Here is a 23,313-nt window from a genome sequence, read left to right as displayed (position 1 = left end):
TTTTATCTTTGTCCGAAGACAAGCCAATCGTAGCTTGTCCCTTTACTAAAAGGAAAATAATCATGACTTTAGGTCTGGTTGGACGCAAAGTTGGTATGACCCGCGTGTTTAACGAACAGGGTGTTTCTGTTCCGGTAACCGTTTTGGATATGTCTGCTAACCGCGTTACACAAGTAAAATCCAAAGATACTGACGGCTACACTGCCGTACAAGTTACCTTTGGTCAGAAAAAAGCGAATCGTGTCAACAAAACTGAAGCCGGTCACTTTGCAAAAGCAGGTGTTGAAGCTGGTCACGGTTTGATTGAATTTGCTTTGACTGAAGAAAAGCTGGCTGAATTAAAAGCCGGTGACGAAATCACTGTTGCAATGTTTGAAGTAGGTCAATTGGTTGATGTAACCGGCACCTCTAAAGGTAAAGGTTTCTCTGGTACCATCAAACGCCATAACTTTGATTCTCAACGTACCTCTCACGGTAACTCTCGTTCACACCGTGTTCCTGGTTCTATCGGTATGGCTCAAGACCCTGGTCGCGTATTCAAAGGTAAACGCATGGCCGGTCAATACGGTAATACCAAATCAACCGTTCAAAAATTGGAAGTTGTGCGTGTAGACGCTGAGCGCCAATTGCTGTTGGTTAAAGGTGCGGTTCCTGGTTCGGTTAACAGTGATGTCGTGGTACGTCCAAGCGTGAAAGTAGGTGCGTAATGGAATTAAAAGTTATTGACGCTAAAGGACAGGTTTCAGGCAGCTTGGCTGTTTCTGACGCTTTGTTTGCTCGCGAATACAATGAAGCATTGGTGCATCAGCTTGTAAATGCGTTTTTGGCAAATGCCCGCTCAGGCAACCGTGCGCAAAAGACCCGTGCTGAAGTAAAACATTCAACCAAAAAACCATGGCGCCAAAAAGATACCGGTCGTGCCCGTTCAGGTATGACTTCATCTCCATTGTGGCGTAAAGGTGGTCGTGCATTCCCGAACAAACCTGACGAAAACTTCACTCAAAAAGTGAACCGTAAAATGTACCGTGCCGGTATGGCGACTATTTTGTCTCAATTGGCGCGTGACGATCGTTTGTTTGCGATCGATGCATTGAATGCAAATACGCCTAAAACCAAAGAGTTCGCTGAACAAGTGAAAAATTTGGGTTTGGAGCAAGTGCTGTTTGTAACCAAACAGTTGGATGAGAATGTTTACTTGGCTTCACGCAACTTACCAAATGTACTGGTTTTGGAAACTCAGCAAGTTGATCCTTACAGCTTGTTGCGTTACAAAAAAGTAATCATGACTAAAGATGCGGTTGCACAATTAGAGGAGCAATGGGTATGAATCAACAACGTTTGACTCAAGTGATTTTGGCACCTATCGTTTCTGAAAAAAGCAACGTATTGGCTGAAAAACGTAATCAAATGACGTTTAAAGTATTGGCAAATGCAACTAAACCTGAAATCAAGGCAGCTGTTGAATTGCTGTTTGGTGTGGAAGTTGCTTCTGTGACTACTGTTACCATTAAAGGTAAAACTAAACGTTTTGGTCGTACTTTGGGCCGTCGCAGCGATGTTAAAAAAGCTTACGTAAGCTTGGCTGCTGGTCAAGAGTTGAATTTGGAAGCCGCTGCTGCAGCTGCAGAATAAGGAATATAGAAAATGGCAATCGTTAAAATGAAGCCAACTTCTGCAGGCCGTCGCGGCATGGTTCGCGTAGTTGCAGAAGGCTTACACAAAGGTGCACCTTATGCACCTTTGTTGGAAAAGAAACATTCTACTGCCGGTCGTAACCACAATGGTCACATCACCACCCGTCATAAAGGTGGCGGCCATAAACAACACTACCGTGTAGTTGACTTTAAACGTAATAAAGACGGTATCCCTGCAAAAGTAGAGCGTATTGAGTACGATCCTAACCGTACTGCTTTTATCGCTTTGTTGTGCTATGCAGACGGTGAGCGTCGTTACATCATTGCTCCGCGCGGCATTCAAGCGGGTGCAGTATTGGTTTCTGGTGCGGAAGCTGCGATTAAAGTTGGTAATACTTTGCCAATTCGCAACATCCCTGTTGGTACCACTATTCACTGCATCGAAATGAAACCGGGTAAAGGCGCGCAAATTGCACGTTCTGCCGGTGCTTCTGCCGTATTGTTGGCAAAAGAAGGTGTATACGCGCAAGTACGTTTGCGTTCAGGTGAAGTACGTAAGATCCACGTTGACTGCCGTGCTACCATCGGCGAAGTGGGTAACGAAGAGCAAAGCCTGAAAAAAATCGGTAAAGCCGGTGCCAATCGTTGGCGCGGTATCCGTCCTACTGTCCGTGGTGTTGTGATGAACCCTGTTGATCACCCTCATGGTGGTGGTGAAGGCCGTACTGGTGAAGCGCGCGAACCAGTTAGCCCATGGGGTACTCCTGCCAAGGGTTACCGTACTCGTAATAACAAACGCACGGATAATATGATTGTTCGTCGTCGTTACTCAAATAAAGGTTAATTAATATGGCTCGTTCATTGAAAAAAGGCCCATATGTAGACCTGCATTTGCTGAAAAAAGTAGATGCTGCTCGTGCAAGCAATGACAAGCGCCCAATTAAAACTTGGTCGCGCCGTTCTACCATTTTGCCTGATTTTATTGGTTTGACTATTGCTGTACACAATGGCCGTACCCACGTGCCTGTATTCATCAGCGATAACATGGTCGGTCACAAATTAGGTGAGTTCTCATTGACCCGTACCTTTAAAGGCCATTTGGCTGATAAAAAGGCTAAAAAGAAATAAGGTGAATCATGAGAGTAAATGCACAACATAAAAATGCCCGTATTTCAGCTCAAAAAGCTCGCTTGGTAGCTGATTTGATCCGTGGTAAAGACGTTGCCCAAGCTTTGAATATCTTGACTTTTAGCCCTAAAAAAGGTGCGGAGTTGATTAAAAAAGTTTTGGAATCAGCGATTGCGAATGCCGAACACAATAATGGTGCGGATATTGATGAGCTGAAAGTGGTAACTATCTTCGTTGACAAAGGCCCAAGCTTGAAACGTTTCCAAGCTCGTGCAAAAGGTCGCGGTAACCGCATTGAAAAACAAACTTGTCATATTAATGTGACAGTGGGCAACTAAGGAAAAGCTATGGGACAAAAGATTAACCCTACAGGCTTTCGCCTGGCGGTAACTAAAGACTGGTCTTCAAAATGGTTTGCTAAAAGCAACGAGTTTGCGACTGTACTGAAACAAGATATCGATGTTCGTAATTACCTGCGTGCCCGTTTGGCAAATGCCTCTGTGGGTCGCGTGGTTATTGAGCGTCCTGCTAAATCTGCACGTATTACCATTCACTCGGCTCGTCCAGGTGTGGTAATCGGTAAAAAAGGTGAAGACATCGAAATCTTGAAACGTGATCTGCAAGCCTTGATGGGTGTGCCTGTTCACGTGAATATCGAAGAAATCCGCAAACCTGAATTGGACGCACAAATCATTGCAGACAGTATTGCTCAGCAATTGGAAAAACGTGTTCAATTCCGCCGTGCAATGAAACGTTCTATGCAAAACGCAATGCGTGCTGGTGCTAAAGGCATCAAAATTATGACTTCTGGCCGTCTGAACGGTGCAGACATTGCACGTAGCGAATGGTACCGTGAAGGCCGTGTGCCTTTGCATACTTTGCGTGCAAACGTTGATTATGCGACTAGTGAAGCCAACACTACTTATGGCGTGTTAGGTCTGAAAGTTTGGGTTTACACTGAAGGCAACGATAAAGCTGCCGCAAAACCTGAGCAAGAGAAGAAACAAAGAAAGGCAGGTGGTCGTCATGCTGCAGCCAACTAGACTGAAATACCGTAAACAGCACAAAGGCCGTAACACCGGTATCGCTACGCGCGGTAACAAAGTAAGTTTCGGCGAATTTGGTTTGAAAGCAGTAGGTCGTGGCCGTTTAACTGCTCGTCAAATCGAAGCTGCACGTCGTACGATGACTCGTCACATTAAACGTGGCGGTCGTATTTGGATTCGTGTATTCCCTGACAAACCGATTACTGAAAAACCTATTCAAGTTCGTATGGGTGGCGGTAAAGGTAATGTTGAATATTACGTTGCTGAAATCAAACCAGGCAAAGTTTTGTATGAAATGGATGGCGTACCAGAAGCATTAGCTCGTGAAGCTTTTGAATTGGCTGCGGCAAAATTGCCTATTCCTACAACCTTTGTAGTAAGACAGGTAGGTCAATAATGAAAGCAAATGAATTGAAAGACAAATCTGTTGAGCAATTGAATGCTGATTTGCTTGACTTGTTGAAAGCACAATTTGGTTTGCGTATGCAAAATGCCACTGGTCAGTTGGGTAAACCAAGTGAATTAAAACGTGTGCGTCGCGATATTGCTCGTATTAAAACCATTTTAACTGAAAAAGGTGCTAAGTAATGAGCGTAGAAAAAAATGTTCGTACTTTGCAAGGCAAAGTGGTAAGCGACAAAATGGATAAAACCGTAACCGTATTGGTTGAACGTAAAGTGAAACATCCTTTGTACGGTAAGATTATTCGTTTGTCTTCCAAGGTTCATGCTCATGATGAAAACAATGAGTTTGGCATTGGCGACATCGTGGTAATCGCGGAATCTCGTCCATTGTCAAAAACCAAATCTTGGGTTGTTAAAGAGCTGGTTGAGAAGGCGCGTACTGTTTAATTTTTGATACAGTAATGCACTTATAAGAAACGAAGTCTTGCAGCAAATTTAATTTGCGTGTAAACTTCGTTTCTTATCTTTCAGTTTCTTCTGAAAGTTTCTTCCCGTCGGGATCCAAGACTGGTTTACTAGAACCGAGAAGGTTTCATGTGATAGTAACTTAACACTAAGTTATGAGTCAGATGAAAAAGGTAAATTAAGTTGGTTAATTTAAAGGTAATAACATGATTCAAATGCAGACCATCTTAGATGTGGCTGATAACTCTGGTGCGCGTCGCGTTATGTGCATCAAAGTATTGGGCGGATCTAAGCGTCGCTATGCTTCGGTTGGCGATATTATTAAAGTTGCAGTTAAAGACGCTGCACCTCGTGGCCGTGTTAAAAAAGGTGATGTATACAATGCAGTGGTTGTTCGTACTGCTAAAGGTGTTCGTCGTCCGGATGGCGCGTTGATTAAGTTTGATAACAATGCAGCTGTATTGTTGAATAATAAGCTTGAGCCTCTAGGTACCCGTATTTTTGGTCCAGTTACTCGTGAATTGCGTACTGAACGTTTCATGAAAATTGTTTCATTGGCACCTGAAGTTTTATAAGGAAAAGAAGCGATGAACAAAATTATTAAAGGCGATAAAGTAGTCGTTATTGCTGGTAAAGATAAAGGTAAACAAGGTCAAGTAGCTCGCATCTTGGGTGATAAAATTGTTGTTGAAGGTGTAAACGTAGTTAAGCGCCATCAAAAACCAAACCCTATGCGTGGTGTTGAAGGTGGCATTATTGCTAAAGAAATGCCTCTGGCAATTTCAAATGTTGCGATTTTAAATCCTGAAACCAATAAAGCTGATCGTGTTGGTATTAAATTGATTGAGAGCGAAGGTAAAGTTAAGCGCGTTCGTTTCTTTAAATCTAATGGCTCTATCATCGGAGCATAAGGAGATATCATGGCTCGTTTGAGAGAGTATTATAAAGATACGGTAGTGCCTGAGTTGGTAAAACAGTTCGGTTACAAATCCATTATGGAAGTTCCTCGTATTGAGAAAATTACCTTGAATATGGGTGTTGGTGAAGCTGTTGCTGATAAAAAAGTAATGGAGCACGCTGTATCAGATTTAGAAAAAATTGCTGGTCAAAAACCGGTAGTAACTGTTGCACGTAAGTCTATTGCAGGCTTTAAAATTCGTGATAACTACCCTGTAGGTTGTAAAGTGACTTTGCGTCGCGATCAAATGTTTGAATTCTTAGATCGTTTGGTTACTATCGCATTGCCTCGTGTACGTGACTTCCGTGGTGTGAATGGCAAGTCTTTTGACGGTCGCGGCAATTACAATATGGGTGTACGTGAGCAAATCATTTTCCCGGAAATTGAATACGATAAAATTGATGCTTTGCGTGGTTTGAATATCACCATTACGACTACCGCCAAAACTGATGAAGAAGCGAAAGCTTTGTTATCTTTATTTAAATTTCCGTTCAAAGGTTAAACATGGCTAAGAAAGCACTTATTAATCGCGAGCTGAAACGTCAAGCTTTAGCGAAAAAATATGCAGCTAAGCGTGAAGAAATTTTTGCTGTTATCAATGATTCAAATGCTACTGATGAAGAGCGTTTTGAGGCTCGTTTGAAATTCCAAGCAATTCCGCGCAATGCAGCACCTGTACGCCAACGTCGCCGTTGTGCACTGACAGGTCGTCCTCGTGGCACTTTCCGTAAATTCGGTTTGGGTCGTATTAAAATCCGTGAAATCGCTATGCGTGGCGAAATTCCGGGTGTTGTAAAAGCTAGCTGGTAATAGGAGTATTAATAATGAGTATGCATGATCCTATTTCCGATATGTTGACTCGTATCCGCAATGCGCAACGTGCTAATAAAGTAGCAGTTGCCATGCCTTCTTCAAAATTAAAATGCGCAATTGCAAAGGTTTTGAAAGAAGAAGGTTATATCGAGGACTTTGCAGTTTCTGCTGATGCAAAACCAGTATTGGAAATTCAACTGAAATACTATGCAGGTCGCCCTGTTATTGAGCAAATTAAACGTGTTTCACGTCCTGGTTTGCGTATTTATAAAGCTTCTAGTGAGATTCCAAGTGTCATGAATGGCTTGGGTGTTGCTATCGTAAGTACTTCTAAAGGTGTAATGACTGATCGTAAAGCACGCTCTGAGGGTGTGGGTGGTGAGTTGTTGTGCATCGTTGCCTAGTGGAGAATTATAAATGTCACGCGTAGCTAAAAATCCAGTGACTGTTCCTGCTGGTGTAGAAGTAAAATTTGGAACAGACGCATTGGTTGTTAAAGGTAAAAATGGTGAATTGTCATTTCCTTTAAATTCTGATGTTGAAATTAAATTAGAAGACGGTGTGTTAACTTTTGCTGCAGCAAACAATACCAAACAGGCAAATGCAATGTCTGGTACTGCTCGCGCTTTGGTTAACAACATGGTTAAAGGTGTTTCTGAAGGTTTTGAGAAAAAACTTCAATTAATTGGTGTGGGTTATCGTGCTCAAGCTCAAGGCAAAACTTTGAATTTGTCTTTGGGTTTTTCTCATCCAATCGTTTACGAAATGCCTGAAGGTGTTTCTGTTCAAACTCCTAGTCAAACTGAAATCGTTCTGACTGGTGCGGATAAACAGACTGTTGGTCAAGTTGCTGCTGAAATTCGCGCATTCCGTTCTCCTGAGCCTTACAAAGGTAAAGGTGTACGTTATGTAGGTGAAGTAGTGGTGATGAAAGAAGCCAAGAAAAAATAATTGAGGTTCACTAATGAATAAACATGCAACCCGACTCCGTCGTGCACGCAAAACCCGTGCCCGTATCGCGGACTTGAAAATGGTAAGATTATGCGTGTTCCGCACCAATAATCATATTTATGCTCAAGTAATTAGTGCTGAAGGTGATAAAGTATTGGCTCAAGCCTCTACCTTGGAATCTGAAGTACGTAGTAGCTTAAAATCAGGCAGCAATGTTGAAGCAGCTGCATTGATTGGCAAACGTATTGCAGAAAAAGCAAAAGCAGCAGGTGTAGAAAAAGTTGCTTTTGACCGTTCTGGTTTCCAATATCACGGCCGTGTAAAAGCATTAGCTGAAGCTGCTCGTGAAAATGGTTTAAGCTTCTAATATTTGGAGACTTTCAGATGGCAAAACATGAAATTGAAGAACGCGGTGACGGCTTAATCGAAAAAATGGTTGCCGTAAACCGTGTAACAAAAGTCGTTAAGGGTGGCCGCATTATGGCTTTCTCTGCGCTGACTGTAGTAGGTGATGGCGATGGCCGCATCGGTATGGGTAAAGGCAAATCTAAAGAAGTGCCTGTAGCCGTTCAAAAAGCAATGGATCAAGCTCGTCGCTCTATGATTAAAGTACCTTTGAAAAATGGTACCATTCATCATGAAGTAATTGGTCGTCATGGTGCTACCCGTGTATTTATGCAACCTGCAAAAGAAGGTAGTGGTGTAAAAGCCGGTGGTCCAATGCGTTTAGTATTTGATGCAATGGGCATTCATAACATCTCTGCTAAAGTACATGGTTCTACCAACCCTTACAACATTGTACGCGCTACATTAGACGGCTTATCAAAATTGTACACTCCTGCTGATATTGCTGCTAAACGTGGTTTGACAGTAGAAGATATTTTAGGAGCTGGTCATGACTGAGCAGAAAAAAATCAAAGTTACTTTGGTTAAAAGTTTGATTGGTACTATTGAATCTCATCGTGCTTGTGCGCGTGGCTTAGGCTTGCGTCGTCGTGAGCATACCGTTGAGGTTTTGGATACCCCTGAAAACCGTGGTATGATTAATAAAATCAGCTACTTGTTGAAAGTGGAGTCTTAATATGTTTTTAAATACTATCCAGCCAGCTGAAGGTGCAACCCATTCAGCACGCCGCGTTGGTCGCGGTATTGGTAGTGGTTTAGGTAAAACCGGTGGTCGTGGCCATAAAGGCCAAAAAAGCCGTTCTGGTGGCTTTCATAAAGTAGGCTTTGAAGGCGGTCAAATGCCTTTGCAACGTCGTTTGCCTAAGCGCGGCTTTAAATCTTTGACTGCTTCAGCAAATGCAGAAGTACGTTTAAGTGAGTTGGCTTTGGTTGCGGTATCAGAAATTGACTTGTTGGTATTGAAACAAGCAGGTCTGATTCCTGCAAATGCTACTAATGTAAAAGTAATTGCTTCTGGTGAAGTTTCAAAAGCAGTGACTTTAAAAGGCATTAAAGCAACTAAAGGCGCACGAGCAGCAATTGAAGCTGCTGGTGGTAAAGTTGAAGAATAAGGCTTAAATTACAGTGGCTAGTCAACAATCTTCCTCAGGTTTATCTAAATTTGGAGACTTGAAAAAGCGTCTATTGTTCTTAATCGGGGCATTGGTCGTTTTCCGTATTGGTGCTCATATTCCAGTGCCGGGTGTAGATGCTGTTGCATTAGCTAAGTTATACGAAAGCGCTGGAAACGGTATTCTGGGAATGTTAAATATGTTCTCAGGAGGTTCGTTAGAGCGCTTTAGTATATTTGCAATCGGTATTATGCCGTATATTTCGGCTTCGATTATTGTGCAGCTTGCTTCTGAAATACTTCCTTCCTTGAAAGCGTTGAAAAAAGAAGGTGAGGCTGGGCGTAAAATCATTACGAAATACACGCGGTATGGCACTGTGTTGCTGGCTATTCTGCAAAGTTTTGGTGTAGCAACCTTCGTTTTTCAACAAGGTATTGTCGTTGCAAATCAGTTAGAATTTTATATCTCAACAGTAGTATGTTTGGTTACCGGTACCATGTTCTTAATGTGGTTGGGTGAGCAAATTACTGAAAGAGGTATCGGCAACGGTATTTCATTGATTATTACTGCGGGTATTGCCGCCGGTATTCCGGCAGGAATTCTCCAGCTCTGGACATTAACCAGTCAAGGTGCGATGAGTATGTTGATGGCGGTGTCTATTGTAATCGGTGCACTACTGCTGATTTATATTGTGGTTTACTTTGAAAGTGCGCAACGTAAAATTCCTGTTCATTATGCCAAAAGACAATTTGGTCATGTTGGACAAGGTCAAAATACGCATATGCCTTTCAAATTAAATATGGCTGGGGTTATTCCGCCAATTTTTGCTTCCAGTATTATTTTATTCCCTTCTACCTTATTAAGTTGGTTTGGTTCAAATAATACAGACAGTATGTTGCACAAAGTTGCCGCCATGCTCCAACATGGCCAACCGCTTTATATTCTGATATTTGCAGCAACGATTATTTTCTTCTGTTATTTTTATACGGCATTGGTATTCAGTCCGAAAGAAATGGCGGAGAATTTGAAAAAGAGTGGGGCTTTTGTACCAGGTATTCGCCCAGGTGATCAAACCTCTAGATACTTAGAGAAGGTAGTATTGCATTTAACGCTTTTTGGTGCTTTATACATTACCATCATCTGTTTGATTCCTGAATTCTTAACGACTGCATTAAATGTACCTTTCTATTTGGGCGGTACTTCGCTATTAATTTTGGTTGTGGTAACGATGGATTTTAGTACGCAAATTAATTCCTATCGTATGACCCAGCAATATGAAAGCCTAATGAATCGTCCCGATATGAAATCATTATCACGTAAGTAAGACTATGGCTAAAGAAGATACCATACAAATGCAAGGCGAAATTCTTGAAACTTTGCCGAATGCAACATTCAAAGTTAAACTCGAGAACGACCATGTGGTTTTAGGTCATATTTCTGGAAAAATGCGTATGCACTACATTCGAATTTCTCCGGGTGATAAAGTAACCGTTGAGTTAACGCCTTATGATTTAACCCGTGCTCGTATCGTATTCAGAGCAAGATAGACTGTATAAAGGAAAAAAAATGCGTGTACAACCTTCTGTAAAGAAAATTTGCCGTAACTGCAAAATTATTCGTCGTAATCGCGTAGTTCGTGTGATTTGTACTGATCCACGTCACAAACAACGTCAAGGTTAAGAGTTTATTTCTCTTAATTTGATTTTGTGGTATAGTGACACACTTTGCCCTAAAAGGAAAAAAATATGGCTCGTATTGCAGGGGTAAATATCCCTAATAATGCCCATATCGTTATTGGCTTGCAAGCTATTTACGGTATTGGTGCGACTCGTGCTAAATTGATTTGCGAGGCTGCAAATATTGCGCCTACCGTAAAAGCAAAAGATTTGGACGAGGCTCAATTGGACGCTTTGCGTGAGCAAGTTGCTAAATATGAAGTTGAAGGTGACTTGCGCCGTGAAGTAACGATGAGCATCAAACGATTGATGGATATGGGTTGCTATCGCGGCTTCCGTCATCGTCGTGGCTTACCTTGTCGCGGTCAACGCACTCGCACAAATGCACGTACCCGTAAAGGTCCGCGCAAAGCGATTGCCGGTAAGAAATAATTTTTAAGGAAATTGATTAATGGCTAAAGCAAACACAGCTTCGCGTGTACGTAAAAAAGTACGTAAAACCGTAAGCGAAGGTATTGTGCATGTTCATGCATCTTTTAACAATACCATCATTACAATCACTGACCGTCAAGGCAATGCATTGTCTTGGGCTACCTCTGGCGGCGCTGGTTTTAAAGGTTCACGTAAAAGTACACCATTTGCAGCTCAAGTAGCTGCAGAAGCAGCTGGTAAAGTTGCCCAAGAGTATGGCGTTAAAAATTTAGAAGTTCGCATTAAAGGCCCGGGTCCAGGTCGCGAATCTTCTGTACGTGCGCTCAACGCTCTTGGTTTCAAGATTACCAGCATTACTGACGTTACCCCGTTGCCTCATAACGGTTGCCGTCCACCTAAAAAACGTCGTATTTAATATTGGAGTGATTTGAAACATGGCACGTTATATTGGCCCTAAATGTAAATTAGCACGCCGTGAAGGTACAGATCTGTTTTTGAAGAGTGCACGTCGCTCTTTAGAGTCAAAATGCAAAATGGATTCTGCGCCAGGTCAACACGGTGCTAAAAAACCACGTTTGTCAGACTATGGTCTGCAATTGCGTGAAAAACAAAAAATCCGTCGTATCTACGGCGTATTAGAACGTCAATTCCGTCGTTATTTTGCAGAAGCTTCACGCCGTAAAGGTTCTACTGGTGAATTGTTGCTGCAATTGCTGGAATCTCGTTTAGACAACGTTGTATATCGCATGGGCTTCGGCTCTACCCGTGCAGAAGCCCGTCAATTGGTTTCTCACAAAGCGATTACCGTTAACGGACAAGTTGTGAATATCCCTTCTTTCCAAGTTAAAGCCGGTGATGTTGTAGCTATCCGCGAGAAAGCTAAAAAACAAGTACGTATCCAAGAAGCTTTGAGCTTGGCAACTCAAATTGGTTTGCCTAGCTGGGTTTCAGTTGATGCAGATAAATTGGAAGGCATATTCAAAAATATGCCGGATCGCTCAGAATTGACTGGCGATATTAATGAACAGCTGGTGGTAGAGTTTTACTCTAAATAATGCTAGCTCAGTGAGGGACAGTTAAATGCAAAATAGCACAACCGAATTTTTGAAACCTCGTCAAATTGATGTAGATACTTTGTCTACTACACGTGCAAAAGTTTCAATGCAGCCGTTTGAACGTGGTTTTGGTCACACTTTAGGTAATGCTTTGCGTCGTATCTTACTGTCATCCATGAATGGTTTTGCACCGACTGAAGTGGCTATTACCGGTGTGTTGCATGAATATTCTACCGTTGATGGTGTTCAAGAAGATGTCGTAGACATTTTGTTGAACATCAAAGGTATCGTATTTAAGTTGCACGGTCGTAGCCAAGTTCAGTTGACTTTGAAAAAATCAGGTGCCGGTGCAATTGTGGCCGGGGACATCGAATTGCCACACGATGTGGAAATTTTGAACCCAGAGCACGTGATTTGCCACTTGTCTAATAATGGTCAAGTAGAAATGGAAATCAAAGTTGAGCAAGGCCGTGGTTATCAATCTGTTTCAGGTCGTCGCGTTGTTCGTGATGAAAACAAACAGATTGGTGCGATTCAGTTGGATGCGAGTTTTTCGCCCATCAGCCGTGTTAGCTTTGAAGTTGAACCTGCACGCGTAGAGCAACGTACCGACTTGGATAAATTGGTTTTGGATATCGAAACTGATGGTTCTATTGATCCGGAAGAAGCCGTACGCAGTGCCGCACGTATTTTAATTGACCAAATGTCTATCTTTGCTGACTTGCAAGGTACGCCGGTTGAAGAGGTTGAAGAAAAAGCTCCTCCAATCGATCCTATCTTGCTGCGCCCGGTAGATGATTTGGAATTAACTGTACGTTCAGCTAATTGTCTGAAAGCTGAAGATATTTATTATATTGGCGATTTGATTCAACGTACTGAAACCGAGCTTCTCAAAACTCCGAATTTGGGTCGTAAATCTTTGAATGAAATCAAAGAGGTGTTGGCCTCTAAAGGTCTAACATTAGGTTCAAAATTAGAAGCTTGGCCGCCTGTAGGCTTAGAAAAGCCGTAAGTTTGAAGATTAAAGGATAATGACATGCGTCATCGTAATGGTAACCGAAAATTAAACCGTACCAGCAGCCACCGTGCTGCGATGCTGCGCAATATGGCAAATTCTTTGTTGACTCACGAAACTATCGTGACCACTTTGCCTAAAGCAAAAGAATTGCGCCGCGTGGTAGAGCCCTTGATTACTTTGGGTAAAAAACCTTCTTTGGCAAACCGTCGTTTGGCATTTGACCGTACTCGCGATCGCGATGTAGTGGTTAAATTGTTTGACGAATTGGGTCCACGTTTCGCTGCTCGTAATGGCGGCTATGTTCGTGTACTGAAATACGGTTTCCGTAAAGGTGACAATGCGCCTTTGGCGTTGGTAGAGTTAGTTGATAAAGCAGCTGAAACAGCTGAATAATCGAACAAAATTGAAAACACCATCTATTGTGAAATAGATGGTGTTTTTCTTTTGAAATACTGTTTTTGGCCTATTTAAAACTTGAATCTACTTTGCAATATTTTTTAGACGGCCTAAGCGCATCTCGCTTTTAGCATCGTTGGTAGGCAAGTTTTCAAATATCGCATGCCACAATATGTGCCAGAGATATAGAACTGACAAAAAATCTCGCTCTAGTTCTGGTATGTAATACTGCTATTACCCACTGGTTTTAATTGATTTAAGCCATTTTGATAAATCATGTTGCGGGTCAAGCAAACCATGGCGCTCAAACGCATCTAAAATCACCAGTTGCGCATCGCTCATCATCACATCGCTCAGCATCGCTTCTATAATCTCATTAATCTTCATCAATTCAAATCCGACCACTTCACCGTCTTGATTCTCAGGGATAACATCGCTGGCTAATACGGCGTCGAAGATATAGAGAGTTTCATTATGCAAACCGCGAGAAACAGGGCGTAGGCTGTGTAACTGATTCTGCAGTCTGAGATGTTGTAAATGATGCGGCGATAAGCCTGCTTCTTCTTCACTTTCACGCAGCATGGTTACTGTAATGTCTTCACCACAGGATACCCCGCCGCCGACCAAGTTATCCAGTTTGTTCGGATCGACCGCTTTATGTTCACTTCTGCGGCCAATCCATAGTTGCCATTCGCCGTCTTGAAAGGTGAAACCATTTAAATGCACTGCTTTGCTCATCAAACCTAATGGGCGGAATGCGGCACGTTCGAGCGGGAACAAAACATTATCGTGATGGCAAACATCAAAACGCTCATCACGCCAGCCATGCAATATGCCCAGTTGCTTCCAGTCATGCGCCATGTGTTGAAGTGCATCACCCAAGCTCAGCCAACTATCTGCACGCAAGTGCAGGCCGTCTGAACGCATTTCCCATTCGCCTTGCCAATCTTTTTCAATTTGCGCTTGCCATTGCGCATTCAGACGGCCTAAGGCTAAACCGTTCAGCCATAAAGTCTGCCATGAGCCATGTAAACCATAATTCACTTGCGCCCATTGCCACAATTTATCTTGGATTGTCTTATCTAAAACATGAACCAATTGAGGAACTGCAGACATATTGTTTCACCTTATTATCATTTGTGTTTCAGATTGTAACGCGTTTATCCCGATTTGCAACTGTTACATTCCCGGTTGCAGTCTATGTCGATACGCGGCAATGCTGCAAACCATGTTAATATTGAGGGAACCTTTCAGACGGCCTGTTCAATCATCGGCCGCATACTTTTAACTTGATTTCATTTGGTAGCACATGAAAAATATCGGACTTTTCGGTGGCACGTTTGATCCCATTCACAACGGCCATCTGCACATCGCGCAAGCATTTGCCGATGAGGTTGGCTTGGATACCGTCATTTTTTTACCTGCAGGCGATCCTTACCACAAACCACAAAATACGCAAACGCCGGCCAAACACCGTTTCATCATGACAGAATTGGCCATTGCCGAAGAGCCGCGTTTTGCGCTTAGTGATTGCGATATGGTGCGTGAAGGGGCGACTTATACCTTCGATACCGTACAGATTTTCCGCCAGCAATTTCCGGCAGCGAAACTTTGGTGGTTATTGGGCAGCGACAGTTTGATGAAACTGCATACTTGGAAAAAATGGCAAACCTTGGTGCAGCAAGTCAACATTGCCGTAGCTATGCGCGAAGGCGACAGCTTGAACCAAACACCGCGCGAACTGCACGCATGGTTGGGTGAAGCTTTGCAAAACGGCAGCGTGCGTATTTTGCAGGTGCCTTTGTACAACATCAGTTCCACGCAAATTCGCGCCGCCTTGGAAAATCAAAGCCTTTCAGATGGCCTCATTCCATCATCAGTCGCGCGTTATATCCAGCAACACGGTTTATACCGCTAATCAGAAATATCATGATTCAGCCCATAGGCCGTCTGAATAGATTCCTTGATAAAATACTGCAAAAAATAGCTTAAATTCAGCCAGATAAGCTATAATGCCGTCTGAAAAACGTAACTTAGGAATAAAATGAACGAACAAGAATTACTCGACTTGCAAAAAATGGTCGAAATCGCAGTAAACGCGTTGGAAGACGTGAAAGCCAAAGACATTTCCGTGTTGGAAACCCAAGAAAAAACCTCGCTGTTTGCCCGCATGATTGTGGCGACCGGCGACAGCACCCGCCAAGTCAAAGCCTTGGCCAACAATGTGGCGGTTGATTTGAAAGAAGCCGGCTTCGAAATTTTGAGCCAAGAGGGCGATACCGGCGAGTGGACATTGGTCGATGCCGGTGATTTGGTGGTACACGTTATGCTGCCGGCCGTGCGCGATTATTACGACATCGACACCCTGTGGGGCGGTGAAAAACCTGCTTTTGAAGCCGGTATGCAAAAACCTTGGCATGCGGCCGATTAAGTCTTAACCCGATTTTATGGTGAATCAGGCCGTCTGAAATGTTCAGACGGCCTGTGTTTCTTATAGATAAATACCTAATATGAACATTACCGTTTTAGCTGTCGGCACCAAAATGCCCAAATGGGTCGATGAAGCCGTGAATGAATACGCCAAACGCTTTGGCCGTGAAGTGAATTACACCTTAAAAGAAATCAAACCCGAGAAACGCGGCGCCGGCGTCAATGCCGCGCAGGGAATGGCCGCGGAAGAAAAACGCATACTTGAAGCCATTCCGCAGGGCGCGTTTCTGGTGGTATTGGATGAGCGCGGCAAAGCGCCGACTTCGGTTGAATTAGCGGAACACCTTAAAACATGGCAGCAAAACGGTGAACATGTCTGCTTTGTGATTGGCGGCGCCGACGGCATGACCGACCATCTCAAACAGCAAGCCCGCCTGATGATGCGCCTATCCAGCCTGACCATGCCTCACGGCATGGTGCGCGTATTGCTGACCGAGCAGCTTTACCGCGCCGTTTCCATCTTAAATAATCATCCTTATCATCGTGAATAAAGGCTGATTTTTTGCGCCAAAAGCACAGGCTGTCTGTATTTCAGACGGCCTTTTGATTTGGAAGATTGTGTTAACAAATATAAAACTATATCAATCGCTTGATTTTGAAAATATTTCTGATACATTTCCATTACAAAGCAAATAAATAAAACCCAAAAGGAACACAATCATGAATAAAACCTTATTGACAATGGGCACGCTGGCGGCATTGCTGTTGAGCGCGTGCGGCGGCCAAAACGAAACCAAACCTGCTGAATCAGCACCAGCACCTGCCGCGACTTCGGAAGCCCCTGCGGGCAGCGCTAAAGCGGCGGTTGAAGAGCGCGAGCGCCTGATGGATGTCTTTAAAGAATCTGCCGGCACCATGGGCAAAATGATTAAGGGCGAAACCGCTTACGATGCTGCGGCATTCCAAGCGGCTGCCGATACTTTGGCGGAAAATGCCGATAAACCTTGGGTGCACTACACCGAAGAGAGTGCGAAAGAAGAATCCGGTGCCAAACCTGAAGTGTGGAGCAAGCCTGATCAATTTAAGCAAGAGGCTGACAAATTCATCGCGGCTGCTGCTGCTTTGAAAACGGCTGCTGCCGAAGGCAACTTGGATGCGGTGAAAAAACCGTTTGGCGATGTGGGCCAAAGCTGTAAATCTTGCCACGATTCTTTCCGTGTAGACGACTAATCGCTTAAAAACCACACAAAAGGCCGTCTGAAACAGAATATCAAGCTGTTTCAGACGGCCTTTTTGTATGCGTAGTGCCGTGTATCATGACGATGAAAATAAGATAATGCTCGTGTGGGATATTTGTAGCATGATGATTTTTAATCACTTTAAAGGCCATCTGAATATCTAAAGCAAAACTGGTTGAATGGGATTGGATTTGATTTCTATGTTGATGAATTAGGTTCGCTGTTGAGTGTTAAAAATTTCATTATTTATGGTAGTTTTCTATGCTTGAAATTCATTTATAATCATTTGAAATTTGATAGGGCGATCGGTTTTGGCGTATTAAAAAAGCTGTTCAAATTGCCCTTTAATTTTTATCTATATGATTTTAATTGGTAAAAATAGGTTTCATTTTATCAATTAGCTTTATATAATCCATGATTATCCAAGCCTTGGATAAACAAAATAAAAAATGAATTAAGAGGAGCCACCATGAAAAAAACTATCATCACCATTGCTTTGCTGGGTTTGGCCGGCCATGCCGCTGCCGATGTCACCTTATACGGCGAAATCCGCAACAGCATCTCTGTTGAAAGCGTCAAAATCAAAGGCAGCAACGGCGTGACCGAAAAAGGTACCAGTACCACCATCAACGACCACTTATCCCGCATCGGTTTCAAAGGCAGCGAGAAGCTGAGTGAAGACACCAAATTGATTTGGCAGATGGAGCAACGCGTTTCGACTGTCAGCCAATACGACGGCTGGGGTACGCGCGATTCGTTTATCGGCTTGGAAGGCGATTTTGGTAAAATCCGCGCCGGTTATCTGAGTAACCAATACAATGAAATGGTTGATTTGGATAAATGGATTTTCAACCGCGGCAGCGCCTTGGGCTTGAGCAGCTACAACCGTGAAGGCAAACGTGTGGTATCCGCACGCTACGATACGCCGGTGTTTAACGGCTTCCAAGGCATCGTGCAATACGCGCCGCGTGACAACAAAAATCCGGGCGACCGTTACGCCCACCAAGAAGCCGCGAAAGATGAGTTAATGTTTGGTTTGAAATACAAGAGCAACAAAGCCTTTGCCAAAGCGGCCTACAGCCATAAGAAAAACAACTATGCCGACGGAAACGGCAAGTTGAAAGACGGCTACATCGCCCGCATCGACGGCGGCTTGTATTTGGGTAATTTGGAAATCGGCGCCGGTGTGCAACATGCCAAAGGCAACGAAAGCGGCAATAAATACTTAAGCTTGTTGACCGGCGACCAAAAAACATTCGACGGCCAAGGTTTGTTTGCCGATAAAACCGAAGCCGTGAAAGTGACCGATGCCGCCATCGCCTTAACTTACCGCGCAGGCAACTGGCAGCCGCAATTGGTTTACGCGCATGGCTGGGCGGCAAAAGGCGTCAACAGCAAAGATATTTTGGTGGATAAATACGACCAAGTCGTGATTGGCGGCGATTACCATATGAGCAAACGCACATCGATTCGTGGCCAAGCCGGTTATCTGGTGATGGGGGATAAAACCCGTTTAAACGCGACCACCACAGGTAAAGTCGAACACGGCGGCGCGCAAATCGCATTGCATCATAAATTCTGATTAGTTTTAATGATGTTATAAAAGGCCGTCTGAAAATCTATATTCCAGATTTTCAGACGGCCTTTTGCTGGTGTTTCCAAGAAGGCAATCAGTTTGATATAGACGACAAAAAATCCCTTAGTTTTCACTAAGGGATTTTTAAAGTTTGGTTGCGGGAGCAGGATTCGAACCTACGACCTTCGGGTTATGAGCCCGACGAGCTACCATGCTGCTCCATCCCGCGTCTGAAGGTGTAACTATACGAGAATAGGGCGTAGGTGTCAAGCGTTTTTGCGAAAAAATATTCTAAGCTATATTGGCAGGTGTAATTTTTCTCTAAACAGGCCGTCTGAAAAGCTGAAGCAAATCGCTTGGTTTATTGGCGCTTTTCTGCTTTTTCAGACGGCCTTTTGCTATAATTGGGCTTTATTTTTCTATGATATAAGCCGAACGCTACATGTCTCAAGCTACGTTTCAACCTGATTTGTCTCAAACCCTTTCTAAAGACCGCCATTTCCTGCGCCAAGCCTTGAACAATCCCAAGCGTTTTGGCGGTAAAGAGGCGGTGCAACAAAAATACCAACAATCGCACCAGCGTTTTCTCAAGCGCCAAGCCAAGCTGCCTAAGCCTGAATATGCGGGCAATCTGCCGGTGCATGAGCGTTTGGACGACATCAAAGCCGCGATTCAAAACCATCAGGTCACCATCATCTGCGGCGAAACCGGTTCGGGTAAAACCACGCAGTTGCCGAAAATTTGTTTGGAGCTCGGCCGCGGCACGGCAGGCTTAATCGGCCATACCCAGCCGCGCCGTTTGGCTGCGCGTTCGGTGGCGGAGCGCATTGCCGAAGAATTGGGTAGCCCGATTGGCGAAACCGTCGGCTACAAAGTGCGTTTCAACGACAACACTTCGCGCGATGCCTATGTGAAGCTGATGACTGATGGTATTTTGCTGGCCGAAACGCAAAACGACCGCTTTCTCACCGCCTACGACACCATCATCATCGACGAAGCGCACGAGCGCAGCCTGAATATTGATTTCCTGCTCGGCTACCTGAAACAACTGTTGCCGCGCCGCCCTGATTTGAAAGTCATCATCACGTCGGCTACGATTGATGCCGAGCGTTTTTCCCAGCATTTCAATGGTGCACCGGTGCTGGAAGTGAGCGGCCGTACTTTTCCTGTGGAAATCTTGTATCGCCCGCTGCACCAAGCCGATGAAGATGAAGCCGAAATCGAGCTGACCGATGCCATTGTCGATGCCGCCGATGAATTGGCGCGTTATGGCGAAGGCGATATTTTGGTGTTTCTGCCGGGCGAACGTGAAATCCGCGAGGCTGCTCAAGCTTTGCGTAAATCACCTTTGCGCCGCAATGACGAAATCCTGCCGCTGTTTGCGCGCTTGTCCAATACTGAGCAGCACAAAATTTTTCACCCGTCGGGCAGCAAGCGCCGCATTGTGTTGGCAACCAATGTGGCCGAAACTTCGCTTACTGTACCGGGCATCAAATATGTCATCGATACCGGTTTGGCGCGGGTGAAACGCTATTCCGCGCGTGCTAAAGTCGAGCAACTGCATGTAGAAAAAATCTCGCAAGCGGCAGCACGCCAACGCTCCGGCCGATGCGGCCGTGTATCGGCTGGTGTCGCTGTGCGCCTGTATTCAGAAGAAGATTTCAACCAACGCCCCGCGTTTACCGACCCCGAAATCATCCGCAGCAATCTGGCGGCGGTGATTTTGCGCATGGCCGCATTGAAACTGGGCGATGTGGCCGCGTTTCCATTTCTTGAAGCGCCGGATCAGCGTTATATCAACGATGGTTTTCAAGTGTTGCTGGAGCTAGGTGCTGTTAATGAGCAAAACGAGCTGAGCAAACTCGGCGAACAAATGGCACGGCTGCCCATCGACCCGAAAATCAGCCGTATGTTGTTGGCAGCAAAAAAACACGATTGCGTGCAGGAAATGCTGGTGATTGTGTCGGCTTTGTCGATTCAAGACCCGCGCGAGCGCCCATTGGAAGCGCGTGATGCGGCGGCCAAGGCGCACGAGCGTTTTACCGACAAGCAATCCGATTTTTTGGCGTATCTGAATATTTGGGACAGCTTCCAGCGCGAGCGCGACAAAGGCTTATCCAACAAGCAGTTGGTGCAATGGTGCCGCCAATATTTTCTGTCGCACCTGCGTATGCGCGAGTGGCGCGAGTTGCACAAGCAACTGGCCGAAATCGCCATCGAAATGGGTTTAACCGATAAAGAACGGGCGTTCAGACGGCCTCCGGCGCAAACGCATTTAAGGCCGTCTGAACACAAAGCAGACCAAGATTTATCGGCACAATTCAAACAAAAACAATTGGATAAAAAAGACCATCGCGCCAAAATCCGTGCGCAAAAAGAAGCCGGCTACGAGCAAATCCACCGCGCCTTGCTCTCCGGCCTGATTGCCAATGTCGGCATGAAATCGCCTGATGGCCACGATTATACCGGCGCGCGCGGCAGCCATTTTCATCTGTTCCCCGCTTCGGCTTTGTTCAAAAGCAAACCGAAATGGGTGATGGCTGCCGAGCTGACCGAAACCACACGTCTGTATGCGCGCGATGTGGCCGAAATCAAGCCGGAATGGATTGAACAGGAAGCACCGCATTTGGTACGTTACCATTATTTCGAGCCGCATTGGGAGCAAAAGCGCGGCGAAGTCGTGGCTAGCGAGCGCGTAACCTTGTATGGCCTGACCGTCTTGCCACGCCGCCCGATTGCCTATGGCAAAGTCGCCCCCGAAGAAGCACGTGAGATTTTTATTCGCGGCGCATTGGTGGCGCAGGAAACCGATTTGAAGGCGGATTTTTTCATTCACAACAAAAAACTGATACGCGAAGTGACCGAGTTGGAACACAAATCGCGCAAGCAGGATGTGTTGGTGGATGATGAAGTGTTGTTTGAGTTTTACAACCAGCGTTTGCCTGCAATGTATGTGCCGTCTGAAAAAGAAGTAGGTCGGATACTCGTATCCGACAAAAATGCCGGAGAACCTAAAAAGTCGGATACTCGTATCCGACCGACAAAATTGGAAAAACCTAAACCGCTGGCCGACATCCGCACCTTCCAAGCATGGCTCAAAGCCGCTGAAGCTGCTGAGCCGAAGCTGCTGTTTCTCAGTCGCGATGACTTGATGCAACACGCCGCGGCACACATTACCGAAGAGCAGTTCCCCAAATTCTGGAAAACCGCCGACGGCAAATTCAAGCTGGCCTACCGCTTCGAGCCAAACCATCCGCTTGACGGCGTGACCATGACCGTGCCACTGACTGTGCTCAACCGACTCAATGCGGCCGAGTTGGAGTGGCTGGTGCCGGGTATGTTGCGCGAAAAATTGCAACTTTTGATTAAAGCCTTGCCGAAACAAATCCGCCGCGTGTGCGTGCCGGTGCCGGAGTTTGTCACCAAGTTTTTAGAAAGCGAACCAAACCGCAGCGAGCCGATTATTCCGCAGCTTGCCCACTTTATTGCCAAAACCGCCGGCGATATGCGCATTCTCGAGCAAATCAATCTGGACGAATGGGCGTTGCACGCGCTGCCGGATTTCAATTATTTCAACCTGCGCGTGGTGGATGACGGCGGCCAAGAGTTGGCCAGCGGCCGCAAACTGCACGAATTGCAACAGCAACTCGGCCAAGCGGCGGCGGTGACGTTCCGCGACAATACCCAAGAATTCGAGCGCGACGATGTCAAAACGTGGGACATCGGCAAGCTGCCCGAATCCATCAAATTTGCCCGCGGCAAGCAGCAGCTCACCGGTTATCTCGGTTTGCAAAAAGAGAAAAACGGCAACATCGCCCTGCGCCTGTTCGACACCGCCGAAGCCGCTGAACAAGCGCATCGCCAAGGCGTGATTGAATTGATGAAGCTGCAATTAAAAGAGCATGTGAAAGACCTGAATAAAGGCTTACCAGGCTTCACCCAAGCCGCCATGCTGCTGCGCCACATCAATGCAGATACCTTGCGCGAAGACCTGACTCAAGCCGTATGCGATCGTGCCTTTATCGGCGACGACGACTTGCCGCGCGATGAAAAAGCGTTTAAAGAACAAATCAAACGCGCCCGCAGCCGCCTACCTGCCGTTAAAGAAGCCGTCAGCCGCTACCTGCAGGAAGTGGCCGCCGCTTATGCCGAACTCAATGGCAAACTGGGCAAACACCCCTTGAGCCACTTGCTGCGCGAACGTGCCAATGTCTTGCTGGCCGGAGGCTTCGCCAGCCGCACCCCATGGCAGCAATGGCCACGTCTGCCGATTTATCTCAAAGCCATGACCTTGCGCATGGACAAATACAGCAGCAATCCCGCCCGCGATCAAACGCGCGAAGCCGAGATTCAAGACTTAGAGCAAATGTGGGAGGATAAAGTTGATACCCTGATCAAACAGGGCTTGCCTGTGCCGTCTGAAATCGCTGCGTTTCAATGGATGATTGAAGAATTGCGTGTGTCGCTGTTTGCGCAAGAATTGAAAACACCGTATCCCGTATCGGTGAAGCGCCTATTGAAAGAATGGGCGCAAAGGGTGTAATATCAAAGGCATAACTTTTGCCGCTCCGGCCAA

At 45.3% G+C, this 23,313-nt stretch carries 35 protein-coding genes and 1 tRNA gene; 34 read left to right on the top strand and 2 right to left on the bottom strand.

The genetic code is table 11. The features are described 5' to 3' along the window. Nucleotides 1-62 precede the first annotated feature (62 nt). The 28 genes from rplC (at nt 63) to rplQ (ending at nt 13,490) form a co-directional block, all read left to right on the top strand. Nucleotides 63-707, top strand: coding sequence for a 50S ribosomal protein L3 (rplC, locus tag ACM67B_RS10670; RefSeq protein ID WP_416189588.1), 645 nt, complete (start codon nt 63-65; stop codon nt 705-707). Next, nucleotides 707-1,327 carry a 50S ribosomal protein L4 gene (gene rplD, locus ACM67B_RS10665; RefSeq protein WP_416189587.1) on the top strand — a complete coding sequence of 207 codons (621 nt, stop codon included), beginning with the start codon at nt 707-709 and terminating at the stop codon, nt 1,325-1,327. The genes rplC and rplD overlap by 1 nt, the downstream gene beginning before the upstream one ends. Further along, complete coding sequence (gene rplW / locus ACM67B_RS10660) at nt 1,324-1,632, top strand: 50S ribosomal protein L23 (protein WP_198345309.1); 309 nt, start codon at nt 1,324-1,326, stop codon at nt 1,630-1,632. Before rplD ends, rplW begins: the two co-directional genes overlap by 4 nt. Before the next feature lie 12 nt (nt 1,633-1,644). Further along, nucleotides 1,645-2,478: a 50S ribosomal protein L2 gene (gene rplB, locus ACM67B_RS10655; protein ID WP_416189586.1), complete on the top strand. Its 834-nt coding sequence runs from the start codon at nt 1,645-1,647 to the stop codon at nt 2,476-2,478. A gap of 5 nt (nt 2,479-2,483) precedes the next feature. Further along, the gene (gene rpsS, locus ACM67B_RS10650) at nt 2,484-2,762 is read left to right on the top strand and encodes a 30S ribosomal protein S19 (RefSeq protein ID WP_002215422.1); all 279 of its coding nucleotides are present in this window, start codon (nt 2,484-2,486) and stop codon (nt 2,760-2,762) included. A gap of 8 nt (nt 2,763-2,770) precedes the next feature. Continuing rightward, on the top strand, nt 2,771-3,100 hold the full coding sequence (gene rplV / locus ACM67B_RS10645) for a 50S ribosomal protein L22 (RefSeq protein WP_003675877.1): 330 nt from the start codon (nt 2,771-2,773) through the stop codon (nt 3,098-3,100). Nucleotides 3,101-3,109: 9 nt separating this feature from the next. Next, nucleotides 3,110-3,805: a 30S ribosomal protein S3 gene (gene rpsC / locus ACM67B_RS10640; RefSeq protein ID WP_095502530.1), complete on the top strand. Its 696-nt coding sequence runs from the start codon at nt 3,110-3,112 to the stop codon at nt 3,803-3,805. After that, nucleotides 3,789-4,205: a 50S ribosomal protein L16 gene (rplP, locus tag ACM67B_RS10635; protein WP_095502531.1), complete on the top strand. Its 417-nt coding sequence runs from the start codon at nt 3,789-3,791 to the stop codon at nt 4,203-4,205. The genes rpsC and rplP overlap by 17 nt, the downstream gene beginning before the upstream one ends. Next, entirely contained in the window at nt 4,205-4,396 is a 192-nt protein-coding gene (rpmC, locus tag ACM67B_RS10630) for a 50S ribosomal protein L29 (RefSeq protein ID WP_019272314.1), read from the top strand. The genes rplP and rpmC overlap by 1 nt, the downstream gene beginning before the upstream one ends. After that, nucleotides 4,396-4,659, top strand: a complete 264-nt coding sequence (gene rpsQ / locus ACM67B_RS10625) for a 30S ribosomal protein S17 (RefSeq protein WP_416189585.1) — start codon at nt 4,396-4,398, stop codon at nt 4,657-4,659. The genes rpmC and rpsQ overlap by 1 nt, the downstream gene beginning before the upstream one ends. Nucleotides 4,660-4,883: 224 nt before the next feature. Next, nucleotides 4,884-5,252: a 50S ribosomal protein L14 gene (gene rplN / locus ACM67B_RS10620; RefSeq protein ID WP_002215434.1), complete on the top strand. Its 369-nt coding sequence runs from the start codon at nt 4,884-4,886 to the stop codon at nt 5,250-5,252. Nucleotides 5,253-5,264: 12 nt separating this feature from the next. Beyond that, nucleotides 5,265-5,588, top strand: coding sequence for a 50S ribosomal protein L24 (gene rplX / locus ACM67B_RS10615; protein ID WP_095502533.1), 324 nt, complete (start codon nt 5,265-5,267; stop codon nt 5,586-5,588). A gap of 9 nt (nt 5,589-5,597) precedes the next feature. Next, nucleotides 5,598-6,137: a 50S ribosomal protein L5 gene (rplE, locus tag ACM67B_RS10610; protein ID WP_095502534.1), complete on the top strand. Its 540-nt coding sequence runs from the start codon at nt 5,598-5,600 to the stop codon at nt 6,135-6,137. A gap of 2 nt (nt 6,138-6,139) precedes the next feature. Beyond that, nucleotides 6,140-6,445 carry a 30S ribosomal protein S14 gene (gene rpsN, locus ACM67B_RS10605; protein WP_095502535.1) on the top strand — a complete coding sequence of 102 codons (306 nt, stop codon included), beginning with the start codon at nt 6,140-6,142 and terminating at the stop codon, nt 6,443-6,445. A 14-nt stretch (nt 6,446-6,459) separates the two neighbouring features. Then, nucleotides 6,460-6,852 carry a 30S ribosomal protein S8 gene (rpsH, locus tag ACM67B_RS10600; RefSeq protein WP_066077332.1) on the top strand — a complete coding sequence of 131 codons (393 nt, stop codon included), beginning with the start codon at nt 6,460-6,462 and terminating at the stop codon, nt 6,850-6,852. A 13-nt stretch (nt 6,853-6,865) separates the two neighbouring features. Continuing rightward, nucleotides 6,866-7,399: a 50S ribosomal protein L6 gene (gene rplF / locus ACM67B_RS10595; RefSeq protein WP_416189584.1), complete on the top strand. Its 534-nt coding sequence runs from the start codon at nt 6,866-6,868 to the stop codon at nt 7,397-7,399. Between the two features lie 13 nt (nt 7,400-7,412). Next, complete coding sequence (gene rplR, locus ACM67B_RS10590; protein WP_095502537.1) at nt 7,413-7,766, top strand: 50S ribosomal protein L18; 354 nt, start codon at nt 7,413-7,415, stop codon at nt 7,764-7,766. A gap of 17 nt (nt 7,767-7,783) precedes the next feature. Then, nucleotides 7,784-8,302, top strand: coding sequence for a 30S ribosomal protein S5 (rpsE, locus tag ACM67B_RS10585; protein ID WP_095502538.1), 519 nt, complete (start codon nt 7,784-7,786; stop codon nt 8,300-8,302). Beyond that, a complete protein-coding gene (rpmD, locus tag ACM67B_RS10580; RefSeq protein ID WP_003684808.1) occupies nt 8,295-8,480 on the top strand; it encodes a 50S ribosomal protein L30 in 186 nt (61 codons plus the stop codon). Before rpsE ends, rpmD begins: the two co-directional genes overlap by 8 nt. A gap of 1 nt (nt 8,481) precedes the next feature. Continuing rightward, nucleotides 8,482-8,916 (top strand): 50S ribosomal protein L15, encoded by a 435-nt coding sequence (gene rplO / locus ACM67B_RS10575; RefSeq protein ID WP_416189583.1) that lies wholly within the window; start codon nt 8,482-8,484, stop codon nt 8,914-8,916. Between the two features lie 13 nt (nt 8,917-8,929). After that, nucleotides 8,930-10,240, top strand: a complete 1,311-nt coding sequence (secY, locus tag ACM67B_RS10570; RefSeq protein WP_416189582.1) for a preprotein translocase subunit SecY — start codon at nt 8,930-8,932, stop codon at nt 10,238-10,240. A gap of 4 nt (nt 10,241-10,244) precedes the next feature. After that, complete coding sequence (gene infA / locus ACM67B_RS10565; RefSeq protein ID WP_003684714.1) at nt 10,245-10,463, top strand: translation initiation factor IF-1; 219 nt, start codon at nt 10,245-10,247, stop codon at nt 10,461-10,463. A gap of 19 nt (nt 10,464-10,482) precedes the next feature. Beyond that, entirely contained in the window at nt 10,483-10,596 is a 114-nt protein-coding gene (gene rpmJ / locus ACM67B_RS10560; protein ID WP_003697674.1) for a 50S ribosomal protein L36, read from the top strand. A gap of 65 nt (nt 10,597-10,661) precedes the next feature. Continuing rightward, nucleotides 10,662-11,024, top strand: a complete 363-nt coding sequence (gene rpsM, locus ACM67B_RS10555; protein ID WP_095502541.1) for a 30S ribosomal protein S13 — start codon at nt 10,662-10,664, stop codon at nt 11,022-11,024. 19 nt (nt 11,025-11,043) lie between these two features. After that, a complete protein-coding gene (rpsK, locus tag ACM67B_RS10550; RefSeq protein WP_002216249.1) occupies nt 11,044-11,439 on the top strand; it encodes a 30S ribosomal protein S11 in 396 nt (131 codons plus the stop codon). Nucleotides 11,440-11,458: 19 nt separating this feature from the next. After that, entirely contained in the window at nt 11,459-12,079 is a 621-nt protein-coding gene (gene rpsD / locus ACM67B_RS10545) for a 30S ribosomal protein S4 (RefSeq protein WP_416189581.1), read from the top strand. Nucleotides 12,080-12,104: 25 nt separating this feature from the next. Continuing rightward, nucleotides 12,105-13,091 carry a DNA-directed RNA polymerase subunit alpha gene (locus ACM67B_RS10540; RefSeq protein ID WP_416189580.1) on the top strand — a complete coding sequence of 329 codons (987 nt, stop codon included), beginning with the start codon at nt 12,105-12,107 and terminating at the stop codon, nt 13,089-13,091. 24 nt (nt 13,092-13,115) lie between these two features. After that, nucleotides 13,116-13,490: a 50S ribosomal protein L17 gene (rplQ, locus tag ACM67B_RS10535; RefSeq protein WP_095502544.1), complete on the top strand. Its 375-nt coding sequence runs from the start codon at nt 13,116-13,118 to the stop codon at nt 13,488-13,490. Between the two features lie 237 nt (nt 13,491-13,727). Here the strand turns inward: rplQ and ACM67B_RS10530 are convergent, their stop codons facing one another. Beyond that, nucleotides 13,728-14,609, bottom strand: a complete 882-nt coding sequence (locus tag ACM67B_RS10530) for an NUDIX domain-containing protein (protein WP_416189579.1) — start codon at nt 14,607-14,609, stop codon at nt 13,728-13,730. A gap of 193 nt (nt 14,610-14,802) precedes the next feature. On the opposite strand from ACM67B_RS10530, the gene nadD reads away from it, so the two are divergent. The 5 genes from nadD to ACM67B_RS10505 all read left to right on the top strand — a co-directional run bounded on the left by nadD (nt 14,803) and on the right by ACM67B_RS10505 (nt 18,743). Then, nucleotides 14,803-15,411, top strand: coding sequence for a nicotinate-nucleotide adenylyltransferase (gene nadD / locus ACM67B_RS10525; RefSeq protein ID WP_416189578.1), 609 nt, complete (start codon nt 14,803-14,805; stop codon nt 15,409-15,411). A gap of 126 nt (nt 15,412-15,537) precedes the next feature. Continuing rightward, nucleotides 15,538-15,924: a ribosome silencing factor gene (rsfS, locus tag ACM67B_RS10520; protein ID WP_165010072.1), complete on the top strand. Its 387-nt coding sequence runs from the start codon at nt 15,538-15,540 to the stop codon at nt 15,922-15,924. A gap of 79 nt (nt 15,925-16,003) precedes the next feature. Beyond that, nucleotides 16,004-16,474 (top strand): 23S rRNA (pseudouridine(1915)-N(3))-methyltransferase RlmH, encoded by a 471-nt coding sequence (gene rlmH / locus ACM67B_RS10515; RefSeq protein WP_416189577.1) that lies wholly within the window; start codon nt 16,004-16,006, stop codon nt 16,472-16,474. A gap of 169 nt (nt 16,475-16,643) precedes the next feature. Beyond that, nucleotides 16,644-17,153: a c-type cytochrome gene (locus ACM67B_RS10510; RefSeq protein WP_416189576.1), complete on the top strand. Its 510-nt coding sequence runs from the start codon at nt 16,644-16,646 to the stop codon at nt 17,151-17,153. A 477-nt stretch (nt 17,154-17,630) separates the two neighbouring features. Next, the gene (locus tag ACM67B_RS10505; protein ID WP_416189575.1) at nt 17,631-18,743 is read left to right on the top strand and encodes a porin; all 1,113 of its coding nucleotides are present in this window, start codon (nt 17,631-17,633) and stop codon (nt 18,741-18,743) included. 146 nt (nt 18,744-18,889) lie between these two features. Here ACM67B_RS10505 and ACM67B_RS10500 read toward each other — a convergent pair. Next, nucleotides 18,890-18,966, bottom strand: a tRNA-Met gene (locus ACM67B_RS10500). Between the two features lie 213 nt (nt 18,967-19,179). Here ACM67B_RS10500 and hrpA point away from each other — a divergent pair. Continuing rightward, nucleotides 19,180-23,280, top strand: a complete 4,101-nt coding sequence (hrpA, locus tag ACM67B_RS10495) for an ATP-dependent RNA helicase HrpA (protein WP_416189574.1) — start codon at nt 19,180-19,182, stop codon at nt 23,278-23,280. Nucleotides 23,281-23,313 lie beyond the last annotated feature (33 nt).

This window comes from Neisseria sp. CCUG17229 (assembly GCF_047839235.1).
Taxonomy (GTDB): domain Bacteria; phylum Pseudomonadota; class Gammaproteobacteria; order Burkholderiales; family Neisseriaceae; genus Neisseria; species Neisseria brasiliensis.
The sequence above is the reverse complement of the archived record's forward strand: the minus strand, read 5'-3'. Positions and strand labels throughout refer to the sequence as shown.